Consider the following 21136-nt stretch of genomic DNA (forward strand, 5'->3'; position numbering starts at 1 on the left):
TGATCCCCTCCAGGATCCCCGGAAGACCCCCCTTCCGGTCCGTCTACCGCCGGCTCAAGGAGCGGCGGTATCCGAAATCTTTATCCGAAGCGTCCGGAGACGTAATCCTCGGTGGCCTTCTGCTCCGGGTTGGAGAAGATGGCTGCAGTGTCGTTGTACTCGATGAGCTTGCCCGGCTTGCCGGTGCCCGCAATGTTGAAGAACGCGGTCTTGTCGCTCACGCGTGCAGCCTGCTGCATATTGTGGGTCACGATCACTACGGTGTAGTCGTTCTTCAGCTCGTTGATCAGGTCCTCGATAGCCAGGGTGGAGATCGGGTCCAATGCCGAGCAAGGCTCATCCATCAGGATCACGTCCGGCTTGACCGCAATGGTGCGGGCGATGCACAGGCGCTGCTGCTGGCCGCCGGAGAGTCCCGAGCCCGGCTTGTCCAGGCGATCCTTGACTTCGTTCCACAAGTTGGCGCCGCGTAGCGACTTCTCGACCAGGGCATCGGCATCGGACTTGGAAATCCGCTGGCCGTTCAGCTTCACTCCGGCGAGCACGTTGTCCTTGATGGACATGGTCGGGAACGGATTCGGACGCTGGAAGACCATGCCGATCTGGCTGCGCACGGTGACCGGGTCGACGCCGGCGCCGTACAGGTCATCGCCGTCCAGCAGGACCTGGCCCTCGACGCGGCCGCCCGGGATGACCTCGTGCATGCGGTTCAGGGTGCGCAGGAAGGTGGACTTGCCGCAGCCCGAGGGGCCGATGAAAGCGGTGACGGACTTCGGCTCGATGTTGATCGAGACGCCTTCAACGGCGAGGAACTTGGAGTAGTAGACGTTCAGGTCGTTGACGTCAATGCGTTTTGCCATGATGTAATCCTTGAAAAGTTCGGGTTTGTCCGGACCGGAGCCTTAGCTCAACGGCCCTTCTTTGGGGCGAAGATCGAAGCGACCAGGCGGGCGATGAGGTTCAAAGCCATGACCATGAAGATCAGCAGCAGGGCAGCAGCCCAGGCGCGCTGCACCGACGGGTCGATGTTCGTCGGGCTGGTCGGAGTCAGGATCTGGTAGTAGATGAACGTCGGCAGCGTGGACATCCAGTTTGCGAAGACGTTCATGTTGATCTGGCTTGCGATGCCTGCGGTGACCAGGATTGGCGCGGTCTCGCCGATCACGCGGGCGATGGCCAGGGTGACGCCCGAGGCGATGCCGGAGATCGCGGTCGGGATGACGACCTTCAAGATGGTGCGCCAGCGGCGCACGCCCAGCGCGAAGGAAGCTTCACGCAGTTCGTTGGGAACGATCTTGAGCATTTCCTCGGTGGAGCGGACCACCGTTGGGATCATCAGCACGCTCAACGCGACCGCCGCGACGATGCCCATGCGGGCGTTCGGACCCAGGATCATGCCGAAGAAGGCCGCTGCGAACAGGCCGGCAACGATCGAAGGGATGCCGGTCATCACGTCGACGAAGAAGGTGATCGCCTTGGACAGCGCCTTGCCCTGCCCGTATTCCACCAGGTAGACAGCGGTCAGCATGCCCACCGGAACGGAGATCAAGGTGGCCCACAGGGTGATCAGCAAGGTGCCCATCACCGCGTGGTACGCGCCGCCGACTACCGGGGTGCCATTGGCGACGGATTCATTGTCCACCGCGCCGGTCACGCCGTTCATGGAGCTGAACAGGAAGTGGCTGTTCAGGCCCGGCATGCCCTTTTCCAGCACCGTATAGAGCACGGATACCAGCGGGATTACGGCGACGATGAACGCCGCGTAGATCAGGTAGGTCCACATCGCGTTCTTGCCGCGGCGCTTGCCTTCAGCTGCGGTGGTGATCACGGAGGCGGCCACCAGGAAGATGAGCGCCGAGTAGATGGCGAAGGAGGCAACGTTGAAGCCGGTCAGCGTGGACGCTGCCGCGCCGACAATGATGGCGCCTGCGGCGATCGCCCAGATGGCCCACTTCGGCAGCTTGCCCTTGGCCAAGGAGTTGCGCTTGCGCACCGGTGGAGTCGGGGCCCCGGGCCTGTTGCTCTGGTTAGTAGTCATGGTGCTCATCAGTTAGCTCCCGAGAATTCCTTGTGGCGGGCGATGATTCCACGAGCGATCATGTTCACGACCAGGGTGATCAGGAACAGGACCAGGCCGGCGGCGATCAGCTCTGCCAGGCGCAGGCCGAAGGCCTCAGGGAAGTTCAAGGCGATTTCCGCGGCGATAGTCTGGTTGCCGGTCTTGATCAGCGATGGGATCAGGTTGCCGGTGGAGAGCACCAGCGCAACGGCCATGGTCTCGCCCAAGGCGCGGCCCAGACCCAGCATGACGGCGGAAATGATGCCCGGACGGGCGAACGGGATCACCGCGGTGGTGATCATTTCCCAGCGGGTTGCGCCCAGTGCCAGCGCGGCTTCCTCGTGCAGCTTGGGAGTCTGCAAGAAGATCTCGCGGCTCAGCGAGGTGATGATCGGCAGCACCATCACGGCCAGCACGATGCCGGCGGTGAGCATGGTCTTGCCGGTCTGGCTGGCGGGGCCTTCGAAGATGGGGATGAAGCCCAGATTCTTGGCCAGCCATTCGTAGCCTGGAACCAGAGCCGGAGCGAGCACCATGTAGCCCCACGCGCCGTAGATCACCGAGGGGATCGCGGCCAGCAGATCGATCAGGTAGCCCAGCGGGCCTGCGACCTTGCGTGGAGCGAAGTGCGAGATGAACAGCGCCACGCCGATGCCGATCGGGGTGGCGATCAGCAGCGCGATAGCCGCTGCGATCACGGTGCCGATAACAATCGGCCAGATGTAAGCGAAGAATCCTGCGCCGCCGGAAATCTCCGCCGGATCGGCGAAGAACGTCGGCAGGGCTTGGATCAGCAAGAAGACCGCGACCGCGAAGAGCGTGATCAGGATCAGGATACCGGCGCCCAGGGCGGCACCGGAGAAGATCTTGTCACCAGCGCGGCCGGAAGTCGATGACTTGCTTGTCAAAGCATTGGTAGTCATGGCTAGAGCCTTTACGAAACGGGGGTGGTGCAGTTTTCACTGCGGGGGTGGAGGGGTACTGCTGGTGCGGGTGGGTGAGTTCGTCCACCCGCACCTGGTGCCGGTTGCCCGGCGGGGTACTACTCGGCGACGGTGATGCCGTCGATCGACTTCTTTGCCTTCTCGGCAATGGCTGCCGAGATCGGGGCGTTGCCTGCCGAAGCCTGCGCGGTCTTCTGGCCGTCTTCGGAGATGACGTAGTTGCCGAAGGCCTTGACCAGATCGGCTGTTGCCTGGTCCTTGTAGCTGCTGCAGAAGATGTGGTACGAAACCAGGACGATTGGGTAGGTGCCCGCTTCGGTGGTGTCGCGCTCCAGGTCCAGAGCCAGGTCGTTCTCGGCTGCGCCTTCGACTGGGGTTGCGGTCTCCAGTGCCTTGGCAGCTGCTTCAGCAGAAATCTTGGTGTATTCCTCGCCGACCTTCACGTTCACGGTGGACAGGCCGCCCACTGCGGAGAAGTCGGCGTAGGTGATTGCGCCGTTGGTGGAGGTGGTGGTCGAAACCACGCCAGAGGTGCCCTTGGCATTCTCCGACTGGATGTCGCTTGGCCAGTCGCCGGAAACATCGTAGCTCCAAACGTCAGCCGCTGCGGCCTTCAGGTACTCGACGAAGTTCTCGGTGGTACCGGACTCATCATTGCGGTGCACCACGGTGATTGCGGTGTCCGGGAGTTCAACGCCTTCGTTCTGCTTGGCGATAGCCTCATCGTTCCACTTGGTGATTTCCTTCTTGAACACCTTGGCGATGGTGGCTGCGTCCATGTTGATCTCTTCAACGCCTTCGAGGTTGAAAGCGATCGCGATCGGCGAAACGTAGGCCGGGATGTTGAATGCGCCTTCGGGGCCGCAAACTTCCTTGGCCTTTTCGGCTTCGTCTTCCTTCAGGTATGCATCCGAGCCGGCGAACTGCGCGCCACCGGCCAGGAATGCTTCGCGGCCTGCGCCGGAGCCATCTGGCGAGTACTGCACGTTGGCTTCCGGGTTAGCGGTCTTGAAGCCGGTGGTCCATGCTTCCATGGCCGAGTTCTGGCTGGATGCGCCGATGCCGGTCAGGGTTCCGGTGACACCGGATGCTGCCGACGCCTCGGCACCTTCAGAACCTGCTGCGGCGGTTGGGTTATCCGAGCCGCAAGCGGTCAGCGCGAGTGCCGCTACGGAAAGAACAGCAGCTGCGCTGCCAAAGCGATTGAGCTTCACGAGATTTACTCCCCATGTTGGTAGATCGATGTAAAACCTTCAGCGGCTTCTTCCCGCTTCATCTACGACGTTAAAGATCGAAAGTAACCAGCTCCCCCGGCAAAGGTGAACATAAGGTTAACAACATACCCGAAGCCAAGTGATCCTGCTCACCAGCGCAATATCCCGGCAGCTTCTGCCACCTGCCGCCGAACACGTGGAAGACTGAAGCCATGGCAACTGGGCGGAAAGTGAAGCGCATGCCAGCGCAACTATTCGGATTCATAGCGCAGCGCAATCGCGCTGGGCTGATACGCTCGCGCAACTCCCTGCCTAGAATCCTGCGCATGACGCTTGGCGCAATCGGAGCCTTTTGGATCGCCGAAAGCATCTGGGGACATTCCCAGCCGATTTTCGCAGCCACCAGCGCGCTGGTTTCCCTGGGCTTCGGCGCCTCCACCACCGTGCGCAAAACCGCCGAAGTCGCCCTGGGGTGCACCCTGGGGGTGGCGCTGGGCGATATCCTCATGCACTGGTTCGGGCAGGGGATCTGGCAGGCCGCACTGGTGATGTCGCTGAGCCTGGTCATTGCCCGCTATTTGGATTCCGGTGCCATCTTCTCTACCCAGCTGGGCATGCAATCGGCACTGGTAGTGCTGCTGCCCATCAGCGCGGATGGGCCATTTGCCCGTTCCATCGATGCCCTGACCGGGTCCCTGCTTGCCCTGCTGGTGATTATTTTCTGGCCTACCGACCCGCGGCGCAGCCCGGTTTCCGCGTTATCGGATCTGTTCAAGGAGCTCTCCGAAGCGCTTTTGGAATGCGCCTGGGCCATCCGCGACGATGACCGGCGCGCAGCCTTCCACGCACTGATCAAGGCTCGCGGAACCCAGAAGTACCTGGATATGCTGCCCGCCGCCTTCCGCGCTTCGAAGGAAATCGCAACGATTTCCCCCACCGGACGGCGCCACCGCCATGAACTGAACCGGCTATCCAAGCGTTTCAACCACTACGACTGGGCCGCCCGCAACTCGCGGGTCTTCGCCCGGCGCCTTGCCTCCGTGCTCAGCAACAGCGCACTGACCCCGGAAGGCGCGCAAACCTTGGCTCCCCTGATGCGCGAGCTATCCGAGGCGGTCAACACCTTGGCGCATTCGGTGCGCGAAACCACGGTGGCTGGCCAACGCAAATACGAGAAGGCCGCCCAGCTGCAGCTCGAAGGCGTTGCCGCCCAGCTGGATCCGCGCGCCCTGGGAGTTGAAGGGCTCCAGGGCGAAGGCCTGGTCTTGCTGCTGCGCCCGATGGTGGTGGATCTGCTCGAAGCGGCCGGCCGCGAACACGAAGAAGCCATCGAAGTGCTGCCCAAGCTGTCCTGAACGAAAATGTCCGCATGGCTCGATAGCATTGAGCCATGGCCAAAACCTCCACTCGCAGCAAGTCTTCCGCATCGTTCAAATGCTCTGAATGCGGGTGGACCACGATTAAGTGGGTGGGCCGCTGCGGCGAATGCCAGGCCTGGGGCACCGTCGAAGAAGTGGGTGTCGTCTCCGCCCGTACCGTAGCCGCGGCCAAGGTGGCCCACCCCGCCAAGCCGATCGCGCAGATCGACGGCTCCGAAGCGGCCTTCCGCCCCAGCGGCGTCTCCGAACTTGACCGCGTGCTCGGTGGCGGCCTGGTTCCGGCAGCCGCGATCCTGCTGGCCGGCGAACCTGGCGTGGGCAAGTCCACGCTGCTCTTGGACGTTGCCGCGAAAGCCGCGCAAACCGGCTTGCGCGTGCTCTATCTAACCGGTGAAGAGTCCGCCGCGCAGGTAAAGTCCCGCGCCGAACGCATCAACGCCATCGCCGATACGCTGTTCCTGGCCGCCGAAACCGACCTGGCTCTGGCCTTGGGGCAGATCCAGGAGATCGATCCGCAGCTGCTGATCCTGGACTCGGTGCAGACCTTCTCCTCGGCAGAGGTGGACGGCGCTGCCGGCGGCGTTTCCCAGGTGCGCGAAGTCGCTGCCTCGATCATCAACGCGGCCAAGACCCGAGCCATGTCCACCATCATGGTCGGCCACGTGACCAAGGAAGGTTCGGTCGCCGGCCCACGGCTGCTCGAGCACCTGGTGGATGTGGTCTGCCAGTTCGATGGCGAGAAGCATTCGCGGTTGCGCATCCTGCGCGCGCTGAAGAACCGCTACGGAGCCACCGACGAGGTGGGCTGCTTCGATTTGAATGAAGACGGCATTGAATCGCTGACCGATCCTTCCAAGCTTTTCGTCACCCGAACCCGCACCCCGGTGCCGGGCACCTGCATCACCGTCACGATGGAGGGCCGCCGGCCGCTGGTTGCCGAGGTGCAGACCTTGCTCTCGCGCAGCAATGCCCCTGCTGCCCGCCGGGCCACCAGTGGCTTGGATGCCGCGCGGGCGCAAATGGTTGTGGCGGTGCTGCAGGCCCGCGCGCATATGGATCTGTCGTCCATGGACTCGTATATCGCCACCGTGGGTGGCGTGAAAATTGCCGAACCCGCCTCGGATCTGGCCTGCGCGCTGGCATTGGCTTCTTCGATGAATGAATTCCCGCTGCCGCAGGACTTCGTGGCCTTCGGCGAAGTCGGCTTGGCCGGCGAAGTTCGGCAAGTACCGGAAATCTCACGGCGCATCACCGAAGCGCAGCGTTTGGGCTTCTCTTTCGCGATGGCTCCGGCTACCCCGGAACCGTTGAAGAATATCCCCGAGGGCATCCGCGTATTCCAGGTGGAGAACATCGCGCAGGCGCTGGATATTGCGTTTAACCAGCGGCAGAAGCCCGCAGGATAAACTTGATTGTTGCTGCCCGCCGAAAGGACGCAAGTTGAAAGCGCACCCAACCCCCGGATTCCTTGCCGTTCTGGCCCAGATTGCCCCAGGTACCGAGCTCGCCCAGGGTCTTGAACGGATCCAGCGCGGCCGTACTGGCGCTCTCATAGTGCTGGGCCATGACAGGCTCGTGGAGTCGATCAGCTCCGGCGGCTTCAGGATCAACACCGAATACACGCCTACACGCATCCGCGAACTGGCCAAGATGGACGGCGCGATCATTCTGGACGGCACCGGACGCCAGATCCAGCAGGCCGGCGTGCAGCTGATGCCGGATGCGCAGATTGAAACCCAGGAGTCCGGCACCCGCCACCGCACGGCAGAACGCGTAGCCGCGCAAACCGGGTTCCCGACGATTTCGGTTTCGCAGTCCATGCAGACCATCACCCTCTATGCCGACGGCGAGCGCCATGTGCTCGAGCCAGCCGAGCGCCTGCTGGCCCGCGGCAACCAGGCTATTGCTACCTTGGAGCGGTACCGCCACCGCCTGGACCAGGTCACCAGCGCCCTGTCAGCTGCGGAAATCGAAGATGTCGCCACCGCGCGGGAAGTGCTCGCTGTCTTGCAGCGCACCGAGATGCTGCGCCGTACCAGCGAAGAAATCTCCCGCTACGTGCTGGAGCTGGGCATCGATGGGCGCCTGCTGGCGGCCCAGCATGCGGAATTGCTCTCCGGCATCCAGGCGGATAACCAGTTGCTCCTGCGGGACTATTCCGACGCGGAAGGCCAGGAGCTGGATATCGAGCGTGCCCTGGAGACGCTGCATGAAGTTTCCGATGCCCAGCTCATTGAGCTTGATGGCCTGACCAAGATCCTGTTCCCGCACTCCACCATTGGCCAAGACGACCAGCTGACCCCGAAGGGCTACCGCCTGCTTTCGCAGATCCGCACGGTGCCCAAGCTGGTCGGGGACCGCCTGGTGGCGTCATTCGATAACTTGCAGCTGCTCATGGCAGCGTCCACCAGCCAGCTCATGGAAATCGAGGGCGTCGGCGAGCAGCGTGCACGCTCCATCCGGGAAGGGCTGGCCCGCATGGCCGAATCCTCGTTGCTGGATCGCTACATCTAGGCGTTTTCACTCCAAGGTGAAGGTGACCGGCTCCGAAACGAAGTCGCCGATAGCGGCGGTGAACTTGTAGGTTCCCGGACGCGGCTGCACGCTGACCGACTTGCACCCGGGAGCCGAACGCTCGCGGTTCCAGGTGAAGCGCGCGTTCTCCTTCTGCCCCGGCTTGAAGGCCAGGTCCACATCTTCTGCGCCGTCCAGGCAGTCGATGGTGGAGAAGATGCGGTCCGCGCCGCTGGAAACCAGGAACTCCTGCTGCGTGGTTCCGACGTTCAATTCGCATTCGCGCTTGGAAACATTTTCGATGCCCAGCAGCAAGGTCGGCTTCTTGTCCGAGGCGTAGCTTTTCGCATCGGTAGTCGCAGTAATCTCGACCTCGTCGCTCTTGCACTTCTTGGCCGCAGCTTCGTCGTCTTCCGGCTCTGGCGATGGCGAAGGAACCGACTGGGTTTGCTGGGCGCTTGGCTCATTGCCCGCAGTATTCTTCTCATCAGGGGAGAACAATCCGGCCAGCGCAACGACGCCCCAGGCAAGCAGGCCGACGAGCACCAGGGCAAGTACTGCCACGGTGATCCGCCTGCGCCGGTAGACGCTGGCCGATGGTTTCCCCCCTGATGCGTTGCTCATGGCTTAAGGCTAATTCATTTGCCTGCTCGAAGCCGGTAATGGCGTAGGATCCGGGGCAAATCACGTTCTGCAATCCATTCCCGCTGATTCCGGGCGGCCGGTGCGCTGGCTTAGAGTGGTGGGGTGCAGCAAATCCACAACACCATCAACACCTGGTACCTAGAGAACGCCCGCGACCTGCCTTGGCGACGCCCCGGAGTGAGCGGCTGGGAAGTCATGGTCAGCGAGTTCATGCTCCAGCAGACTCCGGTAGTTCGTGTCTTGCCGGTTTGGGAAGAATGGATGCGCCGCTGGCCACGGCCGCAGGATCTGGCTGCGGAACCGCTGTCCGAAGCGCTGAAAGCGTGGGGACGGCTGGGCTATCCGCGGCGCGCGCAGCGCTTGCACGCCGCCGCCGTGGAGATCACCACCGAGTACAACGGCGAAGTCCCGCGCACCGAAGCCGAGCTCCTGGCCTTGCCGGGCATCGGCTCCTACACCGCGGCCGCCATTGCCTGCTTTGCCTTCGGCGAGCGCACCGTTGTCGTAGACACGAACATTCGCCGCGTGCATGCACGGCTCTTTGGCGGCATGGCATTGCCCGAGCCAAGTCCGCGTGCCAGTGAATTCGCCCGGGCTGGAGAAGTCCAGCCCGAGGATCATCAGGCAGCGAATCTGTGGAATATTTCGGTAATGGAACTCGGTGCCCTGGTGTGCACCGCTCGCAGCCCGAAGTGCGAGCAATGCCCGGTCTTCCAGCAGTGCGCATGGATTGCCCAGGGGCAGCCGGCCCCGCACTACATCCCGAAGGGACAAGCTTGGAAGGGTACGGACCGGCAGGTCCGCGGCGCCATCATGGCGATCCTGCGCGAGCATGAGCAGGCGGTGCCAGAGCAGTCCTTCCTGGCCGAGCTGTCCCATGAATCGCATGCAAGGTATGTGGCGCTTGACCAATTGCAATCACCATTGGAGCAGCGTGAACGGGCACTGGCCGGGCTGCTCAAAGATGGCCTGGCGATCGCCGAAGAAGATGGAATCCGCCTGCCTTCGTAGCATCGTCCCGGAACGAGCCAGAAGCGGCTAGCTTTATGCCCTGATGCCTACCTATGCTTAGCCCATGAACGCTTCAGTTGATCCGGCCGCTGCTGTTCGCCACGTAGCCAAGCACCCATGGTTCGAACGCGCCGCACGCCTGGGATACGTCGCCAACGGCGTACTTCACGCAACCGTGGGAATCCTCGCAGCTTTCGTCGCTGCCGGCGGCAAGGCGGAAGCCGATCAAGGCGGAGCCATGGGCGCCTTGGCAGAGCAGCCTTTCGGCATGGTCTTGCTGTGGATCTGCGCAATCGGCGCACTATTGCTGGGCCTATGGTCCTTGGCGCAGGCCTTCTTGCCCGAAAACGAACTGAAGGGCAGGCTCAAGTCCGCGGCCATCTCGGTATCCTTCTTGGCTGTCGGCTTCACCTTTGGGCGGTTTGCGGTGGGAATTCCCAGTGATTCGGGAAAGACTGCCACCAGCTTCAGCGGAGAAATGATGAAGACCGGACTTGGCCGGGGGTTGCTGATCGCCTTGGGCCTGGGGCTGCTGGCCATGGCCGGCTACTACATCTACAAGGGTGCCACCCGGAAGTTCTTGAAGGATCTCTCCGGTTCCGGAAATACCGAGGTATCGCGCGCGATCAGGTACTCGGGCATGCTGGGCTATCCGGCCAAGGGCGTCGTCCTCGGTGCCGTGGGCCTGCTCTTCATCGTGGCCACGGTACAGCGCGACCCGGAAGAGGCCAGCGGCATTGATGGCGCGCTGAAGGCCATCCAGGATCAGCCGTTTGGGCCGGTTGTCCTGGTTGCTATCGGTGCGGGCCTGGTTTGCTACGCGGTGTACCTGGTGTTCCGTGCTCGCTACGACCGGATGGACTAGAAGTATCAGTCCAGCGTAATGATCATGCGGGTGTTGCCCAAGGTATTCGGCTTCACGCGTGCGAGGTCCAGGAATTCAGCGACGCCTTCATCCCGGGAGAGCAGGATCTCCTGGTATACCGCTGGATCCACGGCACTCTGGTCAGCCATCACCTTGAAGCCTTGGCGTATGAAGAAATCCACTTCGAAGGTCAGGCAGAAGACGCGGCCAACCCCGACTTCCCGGGCACGTTCCAAGAGTTCGGAGAGCAGGACATGGCCTACGCCCTTGCCACGCAGCTCGCCCGAGGTCGCCAAGGTACGGATTTCGGCGATGTCTTCCCAGATGACGTGCAAACCGCCGCAGCCGACAACATTGCCGTCCGCGTCCTCGGCGACCAGGAATTCCTGGATGGACTCGTAGTAGGTGACCGCTTCCTTATCCAGCAGGATCCGTTCCTCGGCCAACGGGCGCACAAGATCGCGGATAGCGTTGACATCACTGGTTCTGGCTGAGCGGACGGTAAAAGAGTTCACGTTCTAAATCCTATGCCCCACCGTTTGCAGAATCGAAGCAGATGCCGGATATGTCATTGAAGGAACATCCCGCAACACGGCGTGCCACAATAAACTTGAACATTGAAGTCGCACTGGAGCAAGGATGAGGATGCCAGCTAGAACAGCACGCCCCGGATTCGGGTTGCTTGCCGTCCTCCTATCCGCCGTCGGCATCGCTCCCCTGCTTAATTACGGGTTGAACGCCACCAGCGACCTGGTCATCAGGGATTTGGGAATCACCGAATCCCAGTTCGGCCTGTTGGCGACAGTGTGCTTCGGCTGCGCGGCACTGGGTAACGCCGTCTTCGGGAAGTTCTCCGACAGGCAACCGGATACCAGGCTGATCCTGCTGATCTTCGGCACGACGGCGGTCGCGCTGGGCTTGGCCGCCATTCCCGCCGGCTACGTCTTGCTCCTGGCGGCTTCCGGCCTGGCCGGCTTCGCCCAGTCATTCCCCAACGGGGTCACCAACCGCATTCTGGCCCAGCGCGTCCCTAGTGCCCAGCGCATCACGTGGACCGGCATCAAGCAGTCTGGCGTGCAGGTTTCGCAGCTCGTAGGCAGCGTGGGGTTCCCGCTGCTGGCTGCATTCATTGGCTGGAACGGAGCATCGCTGGCCGGCGCCGTGCTCGCCGCGGTCCTCGCGGTCATCGCTGTACGGGTTATCCGCGCGACTCCCATGCTCGCCGCGCCTGCCCCGCAGAAGGCGGCAGCGGGCGCGAGCCAGCCGGTGGCTGCGGCCGCCCCCTCCACGAAGTTCGTCATTTTTGCGCTGGCCCTATTCGGTTTCATCAACGGTGTCGGCGTTCAGGCGACCAACGTCTACCTGGCGCTCTTTGCGGTCCGCGAGCTGGACTTCTCCTTGGTGGCTGGCGGCCTGACCGCCGCGGTCGCTGGCGTCATTGGCGTTTCCGCCCGCGTCGGATGGGGGCAGATGATGTCACGCGGCGTATCAGCGCCTAAGCTCTTGCTGCTGCTGGCGTCGCTGGCCACTGCGGGCGGTGCCAGCTTCCTGATGGCCCAGCAGCTGCACTCGGTGGCCTTGCTCTGGCTAGCGGTCTGCCTGCACGGGGCCTCGGCCCTGGGAGTTTCGGTAGTGCTGATGGCGGGCTTGCTGCGGGTGATCCCTGCAAGCCGCCTGGGAAGTGCCAGCGGAATCGTCTCGGCGGGCCAGTTTGGCGGTTTCACCGTGGGGCCGTTGGCCATGGGCCTGCTGGTGGGCTCGGCAGGTGGCTTCACCGCGGGCTGGATCACCGTCACCGGCATCTACCTGTGCTCAACGGTGCTGGGTGCATTCCTTGTCCTGCGAGCCAGGAACCGGGGCTAGCCGGTGGATGCCGAAGCGCTGAAAACCCTGGCGCACCTGCGCCGGGCCAGGGACCTGATGGACCGGCACTAACCAGGTGCTTTCGGCTCCGGGCGCTGGACGGTCAGCTGCCGATGCGCAGGCCCTGGCCGAGCTGGTAGCCAAGGGCGCGATCGGCCCGCTGGTGCTGTCCGCCAATGATCTGGACAAGGTCTTTGAAACTTTGAGCGCGTCGGGCGCTGAAGTCCTGCAGGAGCCAATGGACCAACCGTGGGGTCCGCGCGATTGCGCCTTCCGTGATCCTTCGGGAAATATGGTCCGTATCAACCAAGCAGTTCAGGGAGAAGAAGCATGAGCAGTTCAGAACAAGAAGGCTTTTCAGCCGCCGAGAAGGCCGCGATGAAAGAGCGGGCCGCTGAGGTGCGCACTTCGAAGAAGCGCATGACCAAAGCCGAGAAGGCGGAACATGCCCGCAAGGAAGTGGAAGAGAAGATTGCTTCCTTCGAGGGCAACGACAAGGTGCTTGCGCAGAAGCTGCACCGGATCATCACCGAAACGGCTCCGGAATTGGAGCCGAAAACCTGGTATGGCATGCCCGCTTACGCCTTGGACGGCAAGATCTTGTGCTTCATGCAGGATGCCAAGAAGTTCGGTACCCGCTACCTGACTTTCGGCTTCAACGATGTTGCGCAGCTGGATGAGGGCACCCTATGGCCCACCTCGTTCGCCATTACCGCGCTTGATGGGCAGCTCGAAGAAATGCTTGCCGAGTTAGTAGCCAAGGCGGTGGCCCGCTAAGCCCAGCACGCCCGGAGGGATTCGATTGCTCTTCAGGCGTCGAGACTTTCTTGCTCCGCCTGGGGCAATGCCTTTGCCAGCAGCGAGGCGGAAAGCGCGAAGACCCCGATCAGCCCAAGCAGTCCCATGCCAATAGGCAGGGTGCCTTGCTGCGCGGCGTCTTCTCCCATGGCGGCGAGAAGCATGGCAGCGCCCAGTCCGAGGATTCCGAAGCCAGCGGCCAGGAAACAGACCACAATCGATTTCGGTCCCGGGTTCCAGTGCCCCAATGAGGTGAAGTCGCGGTAGGCAATGATGCCGATGGCAATACTGAGCGTGCCCGCGGCACCAATCACCAGCACCACCAGCCACGTTGGGCCGTATCCGGCTCCGTCGGCGCCGGCATGGCGCACCAACTGTCCAGGAAGCTGGGGACGGAGGAGAAGGTACAGGGCTGAATAGGCCATGACTGCGAGGCAGGAAGCGGCAATCAACTGTTGCCCTTTGCTTCGCTTCTTCATGTGTTGAGCCTACGACATGGCCGGATTAAAGCCAATAGCCGTGGAACTGAACGTTGTCAGTTCCACGGCTATGGGTTATGCCTCTGCGGCCTAGCTTTCCAGTGCTGCCGGTGCCGGCTCGCCTTCCAGCTGGCCGGTGCCGCCTTCAGCGTGGAAGACGAACTTGCGGCTCTCGCCTTCGCCCTCGACGTCGACGGTGACCTTCTGGCCCGCAACGATCTGGCTGAAGAGGATGCGCTCGGAGAGCTGGTCCTCGATATCGCGCTGGATGGTGCGGCGCAGCGGGCGGGCACCCATTGCTGGATCGTAACCGCGCTGGGCCAGCAGGCTGCGGGCAGCCTGGGTCAGCTCGATGGTGATCTCGCGTTCTTCCAGGCGCTTGGCCAGGCGTGCGATGAACAGGTCGACGATTTCTTCGATCTCGTCCTGGTTCAGCTGCGGGAAGACCACGGTGTCATCAACACGGTTCAGGAATTCAGGGCGGAAATGCTGACGCAGTTCTTCCTGGACCTTGGCCTGCATGCGCTCGTAACCGGTCTTGGTATCCGCGGCCGACTGGAAGCCGGTCATTACACCCTTGGAGATGTCGCGGGTACCGAGGTTGGTGGTCATGATGATGATGGTGTTCTTGAAGTCCACCACACGGCCCTGGGAGTCGGTCAAGCGGCCGTCTTCCAGGATCTGCAGCAACGAGTTGAACAAGTCGGCGTGCGCCTTCTCGACCTCGTCGAAGAGCACTACGGAGAACGGACGGCGGCGGACCTTCTCGGTCAGCTGCCCGCCCTCTTCGTAGCCGACGTAGCCCGGAGGAGCACCGAAGAGCCGGGAAACGGTGTGCTTCTCCGAGTATTCGGACATGTCCAGGGTGATCAGCGCGTCTTCTTCACCGAAGAGGAACTCTGCCAGCGCCTTGGCCAGCTCGGTCTTGCCTACACCGGTTGGGCCGGCGAAGATGAACGAACCACCTGGGCGGTTCGGATCCTTCAGGCCTGCACGGGTACGGCGGATCGCCTGGGAGATGGCCTTGATCGCCGAGTCCTGGCCGATGACGCGCTTGTGCAGCTCGTCTTCCATGTTCAGCAGGCGCGTGGACTCTTCCTCGGTCAGCTTCACAACCGGGATGCCGGTGGAGTTGGCAAGTACCTCGGCAATAAGGTCCTCGGTCACCTCGGAGACTTCGTCCATGTCGCCATTGCGCCAGGACTTCTCCTTCTCGTTGCGGGCCTCGATCAGCTTGGATTCCTTATCGCGCAGCGAGGCAGCCCCTTCGAAGTCCTGCGCGTCAATCGCAGCTTCCTTCTCCAGGCGCACGGTGGCGATTTCCTCGTCCATTTCCTTCAAGGCCGGAGGAGCGGTCATGCGCTGGATGCGCAGGCGTGCGCCCGCCTCGTCGATCAGGTCCACGGCCTTGTCCGGCAGGAAGCGATCGGAGATGTAGCGGTGCGCCAGCGTGGCAGCGGCCTGCAGTGCGCCATCGGTGATGGTCACGCGGTGGTGCGCCTCGTAGCGGTCGCGCAGGCCACGCAGGATCTGCGTGGTCAGCTCTACCGAAGGCTCCTTGACCTGGATCGGCTGGAAGCGGCGCTCAAGCGCTGCATCCTTCTCGATATTCTTGCGGTACTCATCCAAGGTGGTGGCACCGATGGTCTGCAGTTCGCCACGAGCCAGCATCGGCTTGAGGATCGAGGCAGCATCGATGGCGCCTTCGGCGGCACCAGCACCAACGAGGGTGTGGATCTCGTCGATGAACAGGATGATATCGCCACGGGTGCGGATTTCCTTGAGGACCTTCTTCAGGCGTTCCTCGAAGTCGCCGCGGTAGCGGGAGCCGGCCACCAGGGAACCGAGGTCCAGGGTGTACAGCTGCTTGTCCTTGATGGTCTCGGGCACATCGCCGCGCACGATCGACTGGGCCAAGCCCTCGACGACTGCGGTCTTGCCGACACCAGGCTCGCCGATCAGCACCGGGTTGTTCTTGGTACGGCGCGAGAGGACCTGCATGACGCGTTCCATCTCGTGCTCGCGGCCAATCACTGGATCGAGCTTGCCCTCGCGGGCAGCTGCGGTGAGGTTGCGGCCGAACTGGTCGAGCACCGCCGAACCTGCCGGGGTGCCTTCCTGCTGTCCGCCCGAGCTGACGCCAGCGGAGGCAGTTTCCTTGCCGCCCTGGTAGCCCGAGAGCAGCTGGATGACCTGCTGGCGCACGCGACCGAGGTCAGCGCCCAGCTTCACCAGGACCTGGGCTGCGACGCCCTCGCCCTCGCGGATCAGGCCGAGCAGGATGTGCTCGGTACCAATGTAGTTATGCCCCAGCTGCAGCGCTTCGCGCAGCGAGAGCTCCAAAACCTTCTTGGCGCGAGGAGTGAACGGGATATGACCGGAAGGCGCCTGCTGGCCCTTGCCGATAATCTCCTGAACCTGCTCACGAACGGCACCCAGCGAAATATTCAGCGACTCAAGCGCCTTTGCGGCGACACCGTCGCCTTCGTGGATTAGACCGAGCAACAGGTGCTCGGTGCCGATGTAGTTGTGGTTGAGCATGCGCGCCTCTTCTTGGGCGAGCACGACAACTCGACGGGCACGGTCGGTAAATCTCTCAAACATCTTCGGCACACTCCTTGCTTACCAATAATTCGATGCTACGCACCAAGCGCCGGCAATGCGCCCTTGTTCGCCACAGGGATAACCGAAGCAGTCCCCTGGTACCGGAAATCCGTAATTGAGGTGCGATTAATTTCCGGATTTACTTGGCTCACCAATATTGCGATGTTCAATGAAAGTATTGGATGAATTACGAACGTCGTTATAAGAATAAGAGCCGGCACGCATTGCGTGCCGGCTCTTATATTGAGACTTGTTGAAAACCCCGCAAATTACTTCGCGCGGTTTCGTCCACCCTTGCGCATTGCAGCATTGTAGGCATCTACAACTTCTGCATTAAGGCGTCCGCGTGCGTTGACCTTGATGTTATTTTCCTTCGCCCATGCGCGGATTGCTGGAGCTTCGCTCGCTGCAGTCTGCTTCGACGAGCGCGCCGCATCGATGTACGGCTCGATGGCTGCATGGAACTGAGCAGCATGCTCGTCGTTCAGGTCGATTTCAAAATGCTGACCAGCGACGCTGAATGCAATAGATTCAGTCGCCTCGCTACCATCAATATCGTCGATCAGGGCAATTTGAACCTGACGTGCCATTTAGGAATTCCTCCGAGCTTGAATGTACTGGACCAACTGACATTCGATCATCAGCCCATTTCAAACAACAAGCATATACAAATAGCCGCACTAAACTCTAATTATCATCAGAATTCACAAGGTTCTTTCAGGAAAGACTAATTCTCGTTTACTGGATTATTAGAATCCGAGCGATTTTGAATTAGCGCATCAGCTTCGGCTTCAGCTTGGCGTTCTCTTCGATCCGCGTTTGTAATTGCTTTCATCACGTACCAGAAAAGCAGCGCCAGGCCGATTGTCGGGACGATCGCCTCAATATATGGCATTCCTATGCCTCCGGCTTTAGGAGTGGGAACAGAATAGTTTCACGAATACCGACGTTGGTGAAAAGCATAACCAGACGATCGATACCCAAACCAATACCGCCCATCGGCGGTGCACCGTATTCCAATGCACGAAGGAAGTCTTCGTCGAGCTGCATTGCTTCCGGGTCGCCGCCAGCAGCCATCAGGGACTGCTCGGTCAGGCGCTCGCGCTGGATCACCGGGTCAATCAGCTCGGAGAACGCGGTACCGCGCTCCATGCCGCCGATGATCAGGTCCCAGGCCTCGATGACTCCCGGCTTCGAGCGATGCGGGCGTGCCAGCGGCTGTGCCAGTGGCGGGTAGTCGCACACGAAGGTCGGGTCGATCAAGGTCGGCTCGACGATTTCGCCGAACAGCTCGATGACCAGCTTCTGGGCGCCCCAGGCCGGATCGATCTTCACTTCGTGCTTCGCAGCGACTTCGCGCAGCACCGAAGCATCGGTTTCCGGGGTGATCTCCACGCCGACAGCTTCGGACAGGCCCGGGTAGACGCTGACCCAGCGCCATTCGCCGTCCAGGTTAGCGGTGCCCTTAGGGGTCTCGATGGTGCGGCCGGCGCCAATGGCATCAGCGGCGTTGAGGATGATTTCCTTGATGCGATCAGCCATGACGTACTGGTCGGCGTAGGCTTCGTAGGATTCCAAGGTGGTGAATTCCGGCGAGTGGGTCGAGTCGACACCCTCGTTGCGGAAGATGCGCCCCACCTCGAAGACGCGGTCGACACCGCCAACGACGCAACGCTTGAGGTACAGCTCGGTGGCGATGCGCAGGGTCATTTCCTGGTCAAAGGCGTTCAGGTGCGTCTTGAATGGACGGGCCGAAGCGCCACCGTGAACCAGCTGCAGCATCGGGGTCTCAACCTCGACGTAGCCGCGGTTCTCCAGGGTGTTGCGTACGGCGCGGACGATCGCGGCGCGCTTGTAGACCATTTCGCGGGCCTCATTGCGCACGATCAAATCGGCGTAGCGCTGGCGCACGCGGGTCTCTTCGTTCAGATCGGCGTGCAGCACCGGCAGTGGGCGCAGGGCCTTGGAAGCCATTTCCCAAGCGTCTGCCATGATGGACAGCTCGCCGCGGCGCGAGGAGATGACCTTGCCGGTCACGAATACATGGTCGCCCAGATCGACGAGCGACTTCCACTGGGCCAGGCGCTCTTCGCCAACGTTGGCAAGCGAGAGCATGACCTGCAGGCGAACCCCTTCGCCCTTCTGGCCGCCTTCCTGCAAGGTGGCGAAGCACAGCTTGCCGGTGTTGCGCATGAACACGATGCGGCCGACGATGCCGACGACGTCTTCGGTCTCTTCACCAGCTTCGAGGTGCTCGTACTTGTCGCGGATTTCCTGCAACGAGTGGGTGCGAGCTATGCCTACCGGGTAGGCTTCCTCGCCCTTGGCCAGCAGCTGGTTGCGCTTATCGGTGCGCACCTGTCGCTGGTCGTTTGGATCTGGGGCCTGTGCGGAATTATTTTCGGAAGTCACAATAGACCATTCTACGTGTCATGGCGTGCAGTTGAAGCCCTTCATGATCAGCCTTACACAGTGATCTTGGCCCGTAACGCAGGATAGGGCAGGGGCAAAGCTGGCTTTGCCCCTGCCCTATCCATTCAGTTATGCGGTTTACCAGATTTCTACGCGGTCAGCTGGATCCAGCCACATGCCATCGCCGGGCTTGGTGCCGAAGGCCTCGTGGAAGGATGCCAGGTTCTTCGGCACCTGGTTGCAGCGGAACTCCCCGGGTGCATGCGGGTCGGTGGTCACGCGTACCACCGCGGTCTCCGGACGAATCAGCGTGCGCCAGCATTCGGCCCAGGAGTAGAAGAAGCGCTGGTCGCCGGTGATGCCGTCGATCACTTCATCTTCCTGTATGCCAAGGGCGGCCAACTCGAGCTTGTAGGCCTTGTAGGCAATGCCCAATCCACCGAGGTCGCCGATGTTCTCGCCCAGGGTCAGTGCACCGTTGACGTTGTGTTCCGGGGCTTCTGAAGGGGACAGCGCGTTGTACTGGTCCACCAGCTTGGCGGTCAGCTTCTCGAAGGAAGCCCGGTCCTCATCGGTCCACCAATTGGTCAACTGGCCAGTGCCATCGAACTGCGAGCCCTGGTCATCGAAGCCGTGGCCGATTTCGTGGCCGATGACCGCGCCGATGCCGCCGAAGTTCGAAGCGATGTCGCGGTTCACGTCGAAGAATGGCGGGCGCAGGATTGCCGCTGGGAACGCGATTTCGTTCAGCAGCGGGTGGTAGTAGGCGTTCACCGTCTGGGGGAACATGAACCACAGTTCGCGATCCACCCCGTCATCGATCTTCTTCAGTTCACGAGCGAACTCGAATTCGTTCGCCGAGGCAATATTCGCGATGACGTCCAGTTCATCAGCCTGGATGGCAGAGTAGTCGATCCATTGGTTCGGGTAGCCGATCTTCGGACGGAACTTGGAAAGCTTATCCAGTGCCTTTTCGATGGTCTCCGGGCCCATCCAGGACAGTTCGCTGATCGAGATGCGGTAAGCCTCGATGAGCCGCTGAACCAGCGCGTCCATGGCGTCCTTGGCCTCTGCAGGGAAGTGCTCAGCCACGTACAGCTGGCCGATGTCTTCGCCTACAGCACCTTCGGTGAATGCGACACCTCGCTTCCAGCGTTCCTTGAGCTGTTCCACGCCACCGAGCTTGGCCGAGTAGAAGGAGAAATTCTCATTGACGAATGCGCTGGACAAGTAGGGAGCGAACGAGCGCAGCACCTGGACCCGCAACCAGTTCTTCCAGGCATCCAGAGGCTGGGAGCCGAATAGCTCAGACAATCCCTGAAGGTAGCTTGGCTGCCAGACGACAACTTCGCTGTAGTACTTCGGCTCAATGCCGGCGCCTGCCAGCCAGGTCCTCACGCCCGGGAAAAGCGCGGAAAGCTCCTCGTCGGACATCAGGTTGTAGCGTGCCTGAGCATCGCGGACCTTGACCCGGTCCCAGTGATGCGAGGCCATGGTCTTCTCGAGCGCTACGACATGTGCGGCCGCGGCTTCGGCATCGGCAATACCGCCAAGGGCCAGCAGGCGGCCAAGGTGGTCCTGGTAGTCGGATACGGTTTCAGCGAACTGCTCTTCGCGATAGTAGGACTCATCAGGCAGGCCCAGGCCGCCTTGCAGGAAGGTCAGCAGGTTCCGGTCCGGATTGCCGGCGTCGTTCATCGCGCCGATATCCATGAAGCCGCTGATGCCTTTGCGCTGGAAGAAACCGCATACTTCGAGCAGCTGTTCGGTGTTCTGGATATCCGAAATAGTATTCAGGAAGACAGCAACCGGATCTGCACCGCGTTCTTCGATAACGGCTTCATTCATGAATGAGCTGTAGAGGCGGGCAATGCGCTGGGTGGCGGCGTCAGTTTCTGCACCGGAATCGACCTTCTGCACTGCTTCATTAATGATTCCGTGGACCGCAGCCTCAGCCTGGTCGCGGAGTTCCATGAAGGAACCGTAAATTCCTTGATCTCCTGGAATTGTTGCTGTCTCGAACCACTTGCCATTGCTATGGCGGTAGAGATCGTCCTGGGGACGAATTGAATCGTCGCGGTATGTCAGTGGACTCGTAGTCTCGGTGGTCAAGGAAAGCCCCTCGTGTAGAAGATCTTGTTATTTCTACTACACACCTTATCTACTTCCATGAAGATAGGAAGGGTGAGGACCGCCGATGCGCGTACGGCTTAAATAGTCTAGTTAAACAGGTGAGGCCCCGGTACCGAACGGTACCAGGGCCTCAAACCATCTACTCAAGTTAAGTCCGGCGGTGACCTACTCTCCCACACCCTCACGAGTGCAGTACCATCGGCGCAGTGGGCCTTA

19 protein-coding genes and 1 pseudogene are annotated in these 21136 nt (G+C 61.5%); 8 read left to right on the top strand and 12 right to left on the bottom strand.

Features of this window, described 5'->3' with window-relative positions:
* Nucleotides 1-80 precede the first annotated feature (80 nt).
* The 4 genes from pstB to pstS form a co-directional block, all read right to left on the bottom strand.
* The gene (gene pstB / locus AAZQ98_RS17480; protein ID WP_105659000.1) at nucleotides 81-860 is read right to left on the bottom strand and encodes a phosphate ABC transporter ATP-binding protein PstB; all 780 of its coding nucleotides are present in this window, start codon (nucleotides 858-860) and stop codon (nucleotides 81-83) included.
* Between the two features lie 47 nt (nucleotides 861-907).
* Nucleotides 908-2047: a phosphate ABC transporter permease PstA gene (gene pstA, locus AAZQ98_RS17485; protein ID WP_105659001.1), complete on the bottom strand. Its 1140-nt coding sequence runs from the start codon at nucleotides 2045-2047 to the stop codon at nucleotides 908-910.
* Nucleotides 2047-2982: a phosphate ABC transporter permease subunit PstC gene (gene pstC / locus AAZQ98_RS17490; protein WP_434694102.1), complete on the bottom strand. Its 936-nt coding sequence runs from the start codon at nucleotides 2980-2982 to the stop codon at nucleotides 2047-2049. Before pstC ends, pstA begins: the two co-directional genes overlap by 1 nt.
* Before the next feature lie 119 nt (nucleotides 2983-3101).
* Entirely contained in the window at nucleotides 3102-4217 is a 1116-nt protein-coding gene (gene pstS / locus AAZQ98_RS17495; RefSeq protein ID WP_105659003.1) for a phosphate ABC transporter substrate-binding protein PstS, read from the bottom strand.
* A gap of 326 nt (nucleotides 4218-4543) precedes the next feature.
* Between pstS and AAZQ98_RS17500 the strand changes: the two genes are divergently transcribed.
* Genes AAZQ98_RS17500 through disA form a run of 3 tightly spaced genes read left to right on the top strand, consistent with a single transcriptional unit; the run spans nucleotide 4544 to nucleotide 8110 of the window.
* Complete coding sequence (locus AAZQ98_RS17500) at nucleotides 4544-5572, top strand: FUSC family protein (protein WP_434694104.1); 1029 nt, start codon at nucleotides 4544-4546, stop codon at nucleotides 5570-5572.
* Between the two features lie 35 nt (nucleotides 5573-5607).
* Nucleotides 5608-7002, top strand: coding sequence for a DNA repair protein RadA (gene radA / locus AAZQ98_RS17505; protein ID WP_105659005.1), 1395 nt, complete (start codon nucleotides 5608-5610; stop codon nucleotides 7000-7002).
* A gap of 34 nt (nucleotides 7003-7036) precedes the next feature.
* On the top strand, nucleotides 7037-8110 hold the full coding sequence (disA, locus tag AAZQ98_RS17510) for a DNA integrity scanning diadenylate cyclase DisA (protein WP_105659006.1): 1074 nt from the start codon (nucleotides 7037-7039) through the stop codon (nucleotides 8108-8110).
* Nucleotides 8111-8116: 6 nt separating this feature from the next.
* Here the strand turns inward: disA and AAZQ98_RS17515 are convergent, their stop codons facing one another.
* A complete protein-coding gene (locus tag AAZQ98_RS17515; RefSeq protein WP_434694107.1) occupies nucleotides 8117-8734 on the bottom strand; it encodes a hypothetical protein in 618 nt (205 codons plus the stop codon).
* Between the two features lie 123 nt (nucleotides 8735-8857).
* On the opposite strand from AAZQ98_RS17515, the gene AAZQ98_RS17520 reads away from it, so the two are divergent.
* Nucleotides 8858-9766, top strand: coding sequence for an A/G-specific adenine glycosylase (locus AAZQ98_RS17520; protein WP_434694109.1), 909 nt, complete (start codon nucleotides 8858-8860; stop codon nucleotides 9764-9766).
* A gap of 64 nt (nucleotides 9767-9830) precedes the next feature.
* Nucleotides 9831-10631: a DUF1206 domain-containing protein gene (locus tag AAZQ98_RS17525; RefSeq protein WP_434694111.1), complete on the top strand. Its 801-nt coding sequence runs from the start codon at nucleotides 9831-9833 to the stop codon at nucleotides 10629-10631.
* Between the two features lie 5 nt (nucleotides 10632-10636).
* Here AAZQ98_RS17525 and AAZQ98_RS17530 read toward each other — a convergent pair whose 3' ends face one another.
* A complete protein-coding gene (locus AAZQ98_RS17530; RefSeq protein ID WP_434694113.1) occupies nucleotides 10637-11146 on the bottom strand; it encodes an amino-acid N-acetyltransferase in 510 nt (169 codons plus the stop codon).
* A 130-nt stretch (nucleotides 11147-11276) separates the two neighbouring features.
* Here AAZQ98_RS17530 and AAZQ98_RS17535 point away from each other — a divergent pair, with 130 nt between their 5' ends.
* The 3 genes and pseudogenes from AAZQ98_RS17535 (at nucleotide 11277) to AAZQ98_RS17545 (ending at nucleotide 13271) form a co-directional block, all read left to right on the top strand.
* Nucleotides 11277-12494: an MFS transporter gene (locus AAZQ98_RS17535; RefSeq protein WP_434694114.1), complete on the top strand. Its 1218-nt coding sequence runs from the start codon at nucleotides 11277-11279 to the stop codon at nucleotides 12492-12494.
* Nucleotides 12495-12558: 64 nt separating this feature from the next.
* Nucleotides 12559-12828 (top strand): annotated as a pseudogene (locus tag AAZQ98_RS17540) (VOC family protein); the annotation flags it as partial.
* A complete protein-coding gene (locus tag AAZQ98_RS17545) occupies nucleotides 12825-13271 on the top strand; it encodes an iron chaperone (protein ID WP_434694116.1) in 447 nt (148 codons plus the stop codon). The pseudogene AAZQ98_RS17540 and the gene AAZQ98_RS17545, both read left to right, overlap by 4 nt.
* 32 nt (nucleotides 13272-13303) lie before the next feature.
* Here AAZQ98_RS17545 and AAZQ98_RS17550 read toward each other — a convergent pair whose 3' ends face one another.
* The 6 genes from AAZQ98_RS17550 to AAZQ98_RS17575 all read right to left on the bottom strand — a co-directional run bounded on the left by AAZQ98_RS17550 (nucleotide 13304) and on the right by AAZQ98_RS17575 (nucleotide 20899).
* The gene (locus AAZQ98_RS17550) at nucleotides 13304-13771 is read right to left on the bottom strand and encodes a hypothetical protein (protein ID WP_434694117.1); all 468 of its coding nucleotides are present in this window, start codon (nucleotides 13769-13771) and stop codon (nucleotides 13304-13306) included.
* A 90-nt stretch (nucleotides 13772-13861) separates the two neighbouring features.
* The gene (locus AAZQ98_RS17555) at nucleotides 13862-16375 is read right to left on the bottom strand and encodes an ATP-dependent Clp protease ATP-binding subunit (RefSeq protein WP_105659016.1); all 2514 of its coding nucleotides are present in this window, start codon (nucleotides 16373-16375) and stop codon (nucleotides 13862-13864) included.
* Between the two features lie 269 nt (nucleotides 16376-16644).
* A complete protein-coding gene (locus AAZQ98_RS17560) occupies nucleotides 16645-16965 on the bottom strand; it encodes a histone-like nucleoid-structuring protein Lsr2 (protein WP_105659017.1) in 321 nt (106 codons plus the stop codon).
* Between the two features lie 137 nt (nucleotides 16966-17102).
* Nucleotides 17103-17270: a hypothetical protein gene (locus tag AAZQ98_RS17565; protein WP_434694119.1), complete on the bottom strand. Its 168-nt coding sequence runs from the start codon at nucleotides 17268-17270 to the stop codon at nucleotides 17103-17105.
* Nucleotides 17271-17272: 2 nt separating this feature from the next.
* The gene (gene lysS, locus AAZQ98_RS17570; RefSeq protein WP_105659018.1) at nucleotides 17273-18787 is read right to left on the bottom strand and encodes a lysine--tRNA ligase; all 1515 of its coding nucleotides are present in this window, start codon (nucleotides 18785-18787) and stop codon (nucleotides 17273-17275) included.
* A 138-nt stretch (nucleotides 18788-18925) separates the two neighbouring features.
* Nucleotides 18926-20899, bottom strand: coding sequence for a M13 family metallopeptidase (locus AAZQ98_RS17575; protein WP_434694120.1), 1974 nt, complete (start codon nucleotides 20897-20899; stop codon nucleotides 18926-18928).
* Between the last annotated feature and the right edge of the window lie 237 nt (nucleotides 20900-21136).

The organism is Glutamicibacter sp. Je.9.36, assembly GCF_051129975.1.
Classification (GTDB): Bacteria; Actinomycetota; Actinomycetes; order Actinomycetales; family Micrococcaceae; genus Glutamicibacter.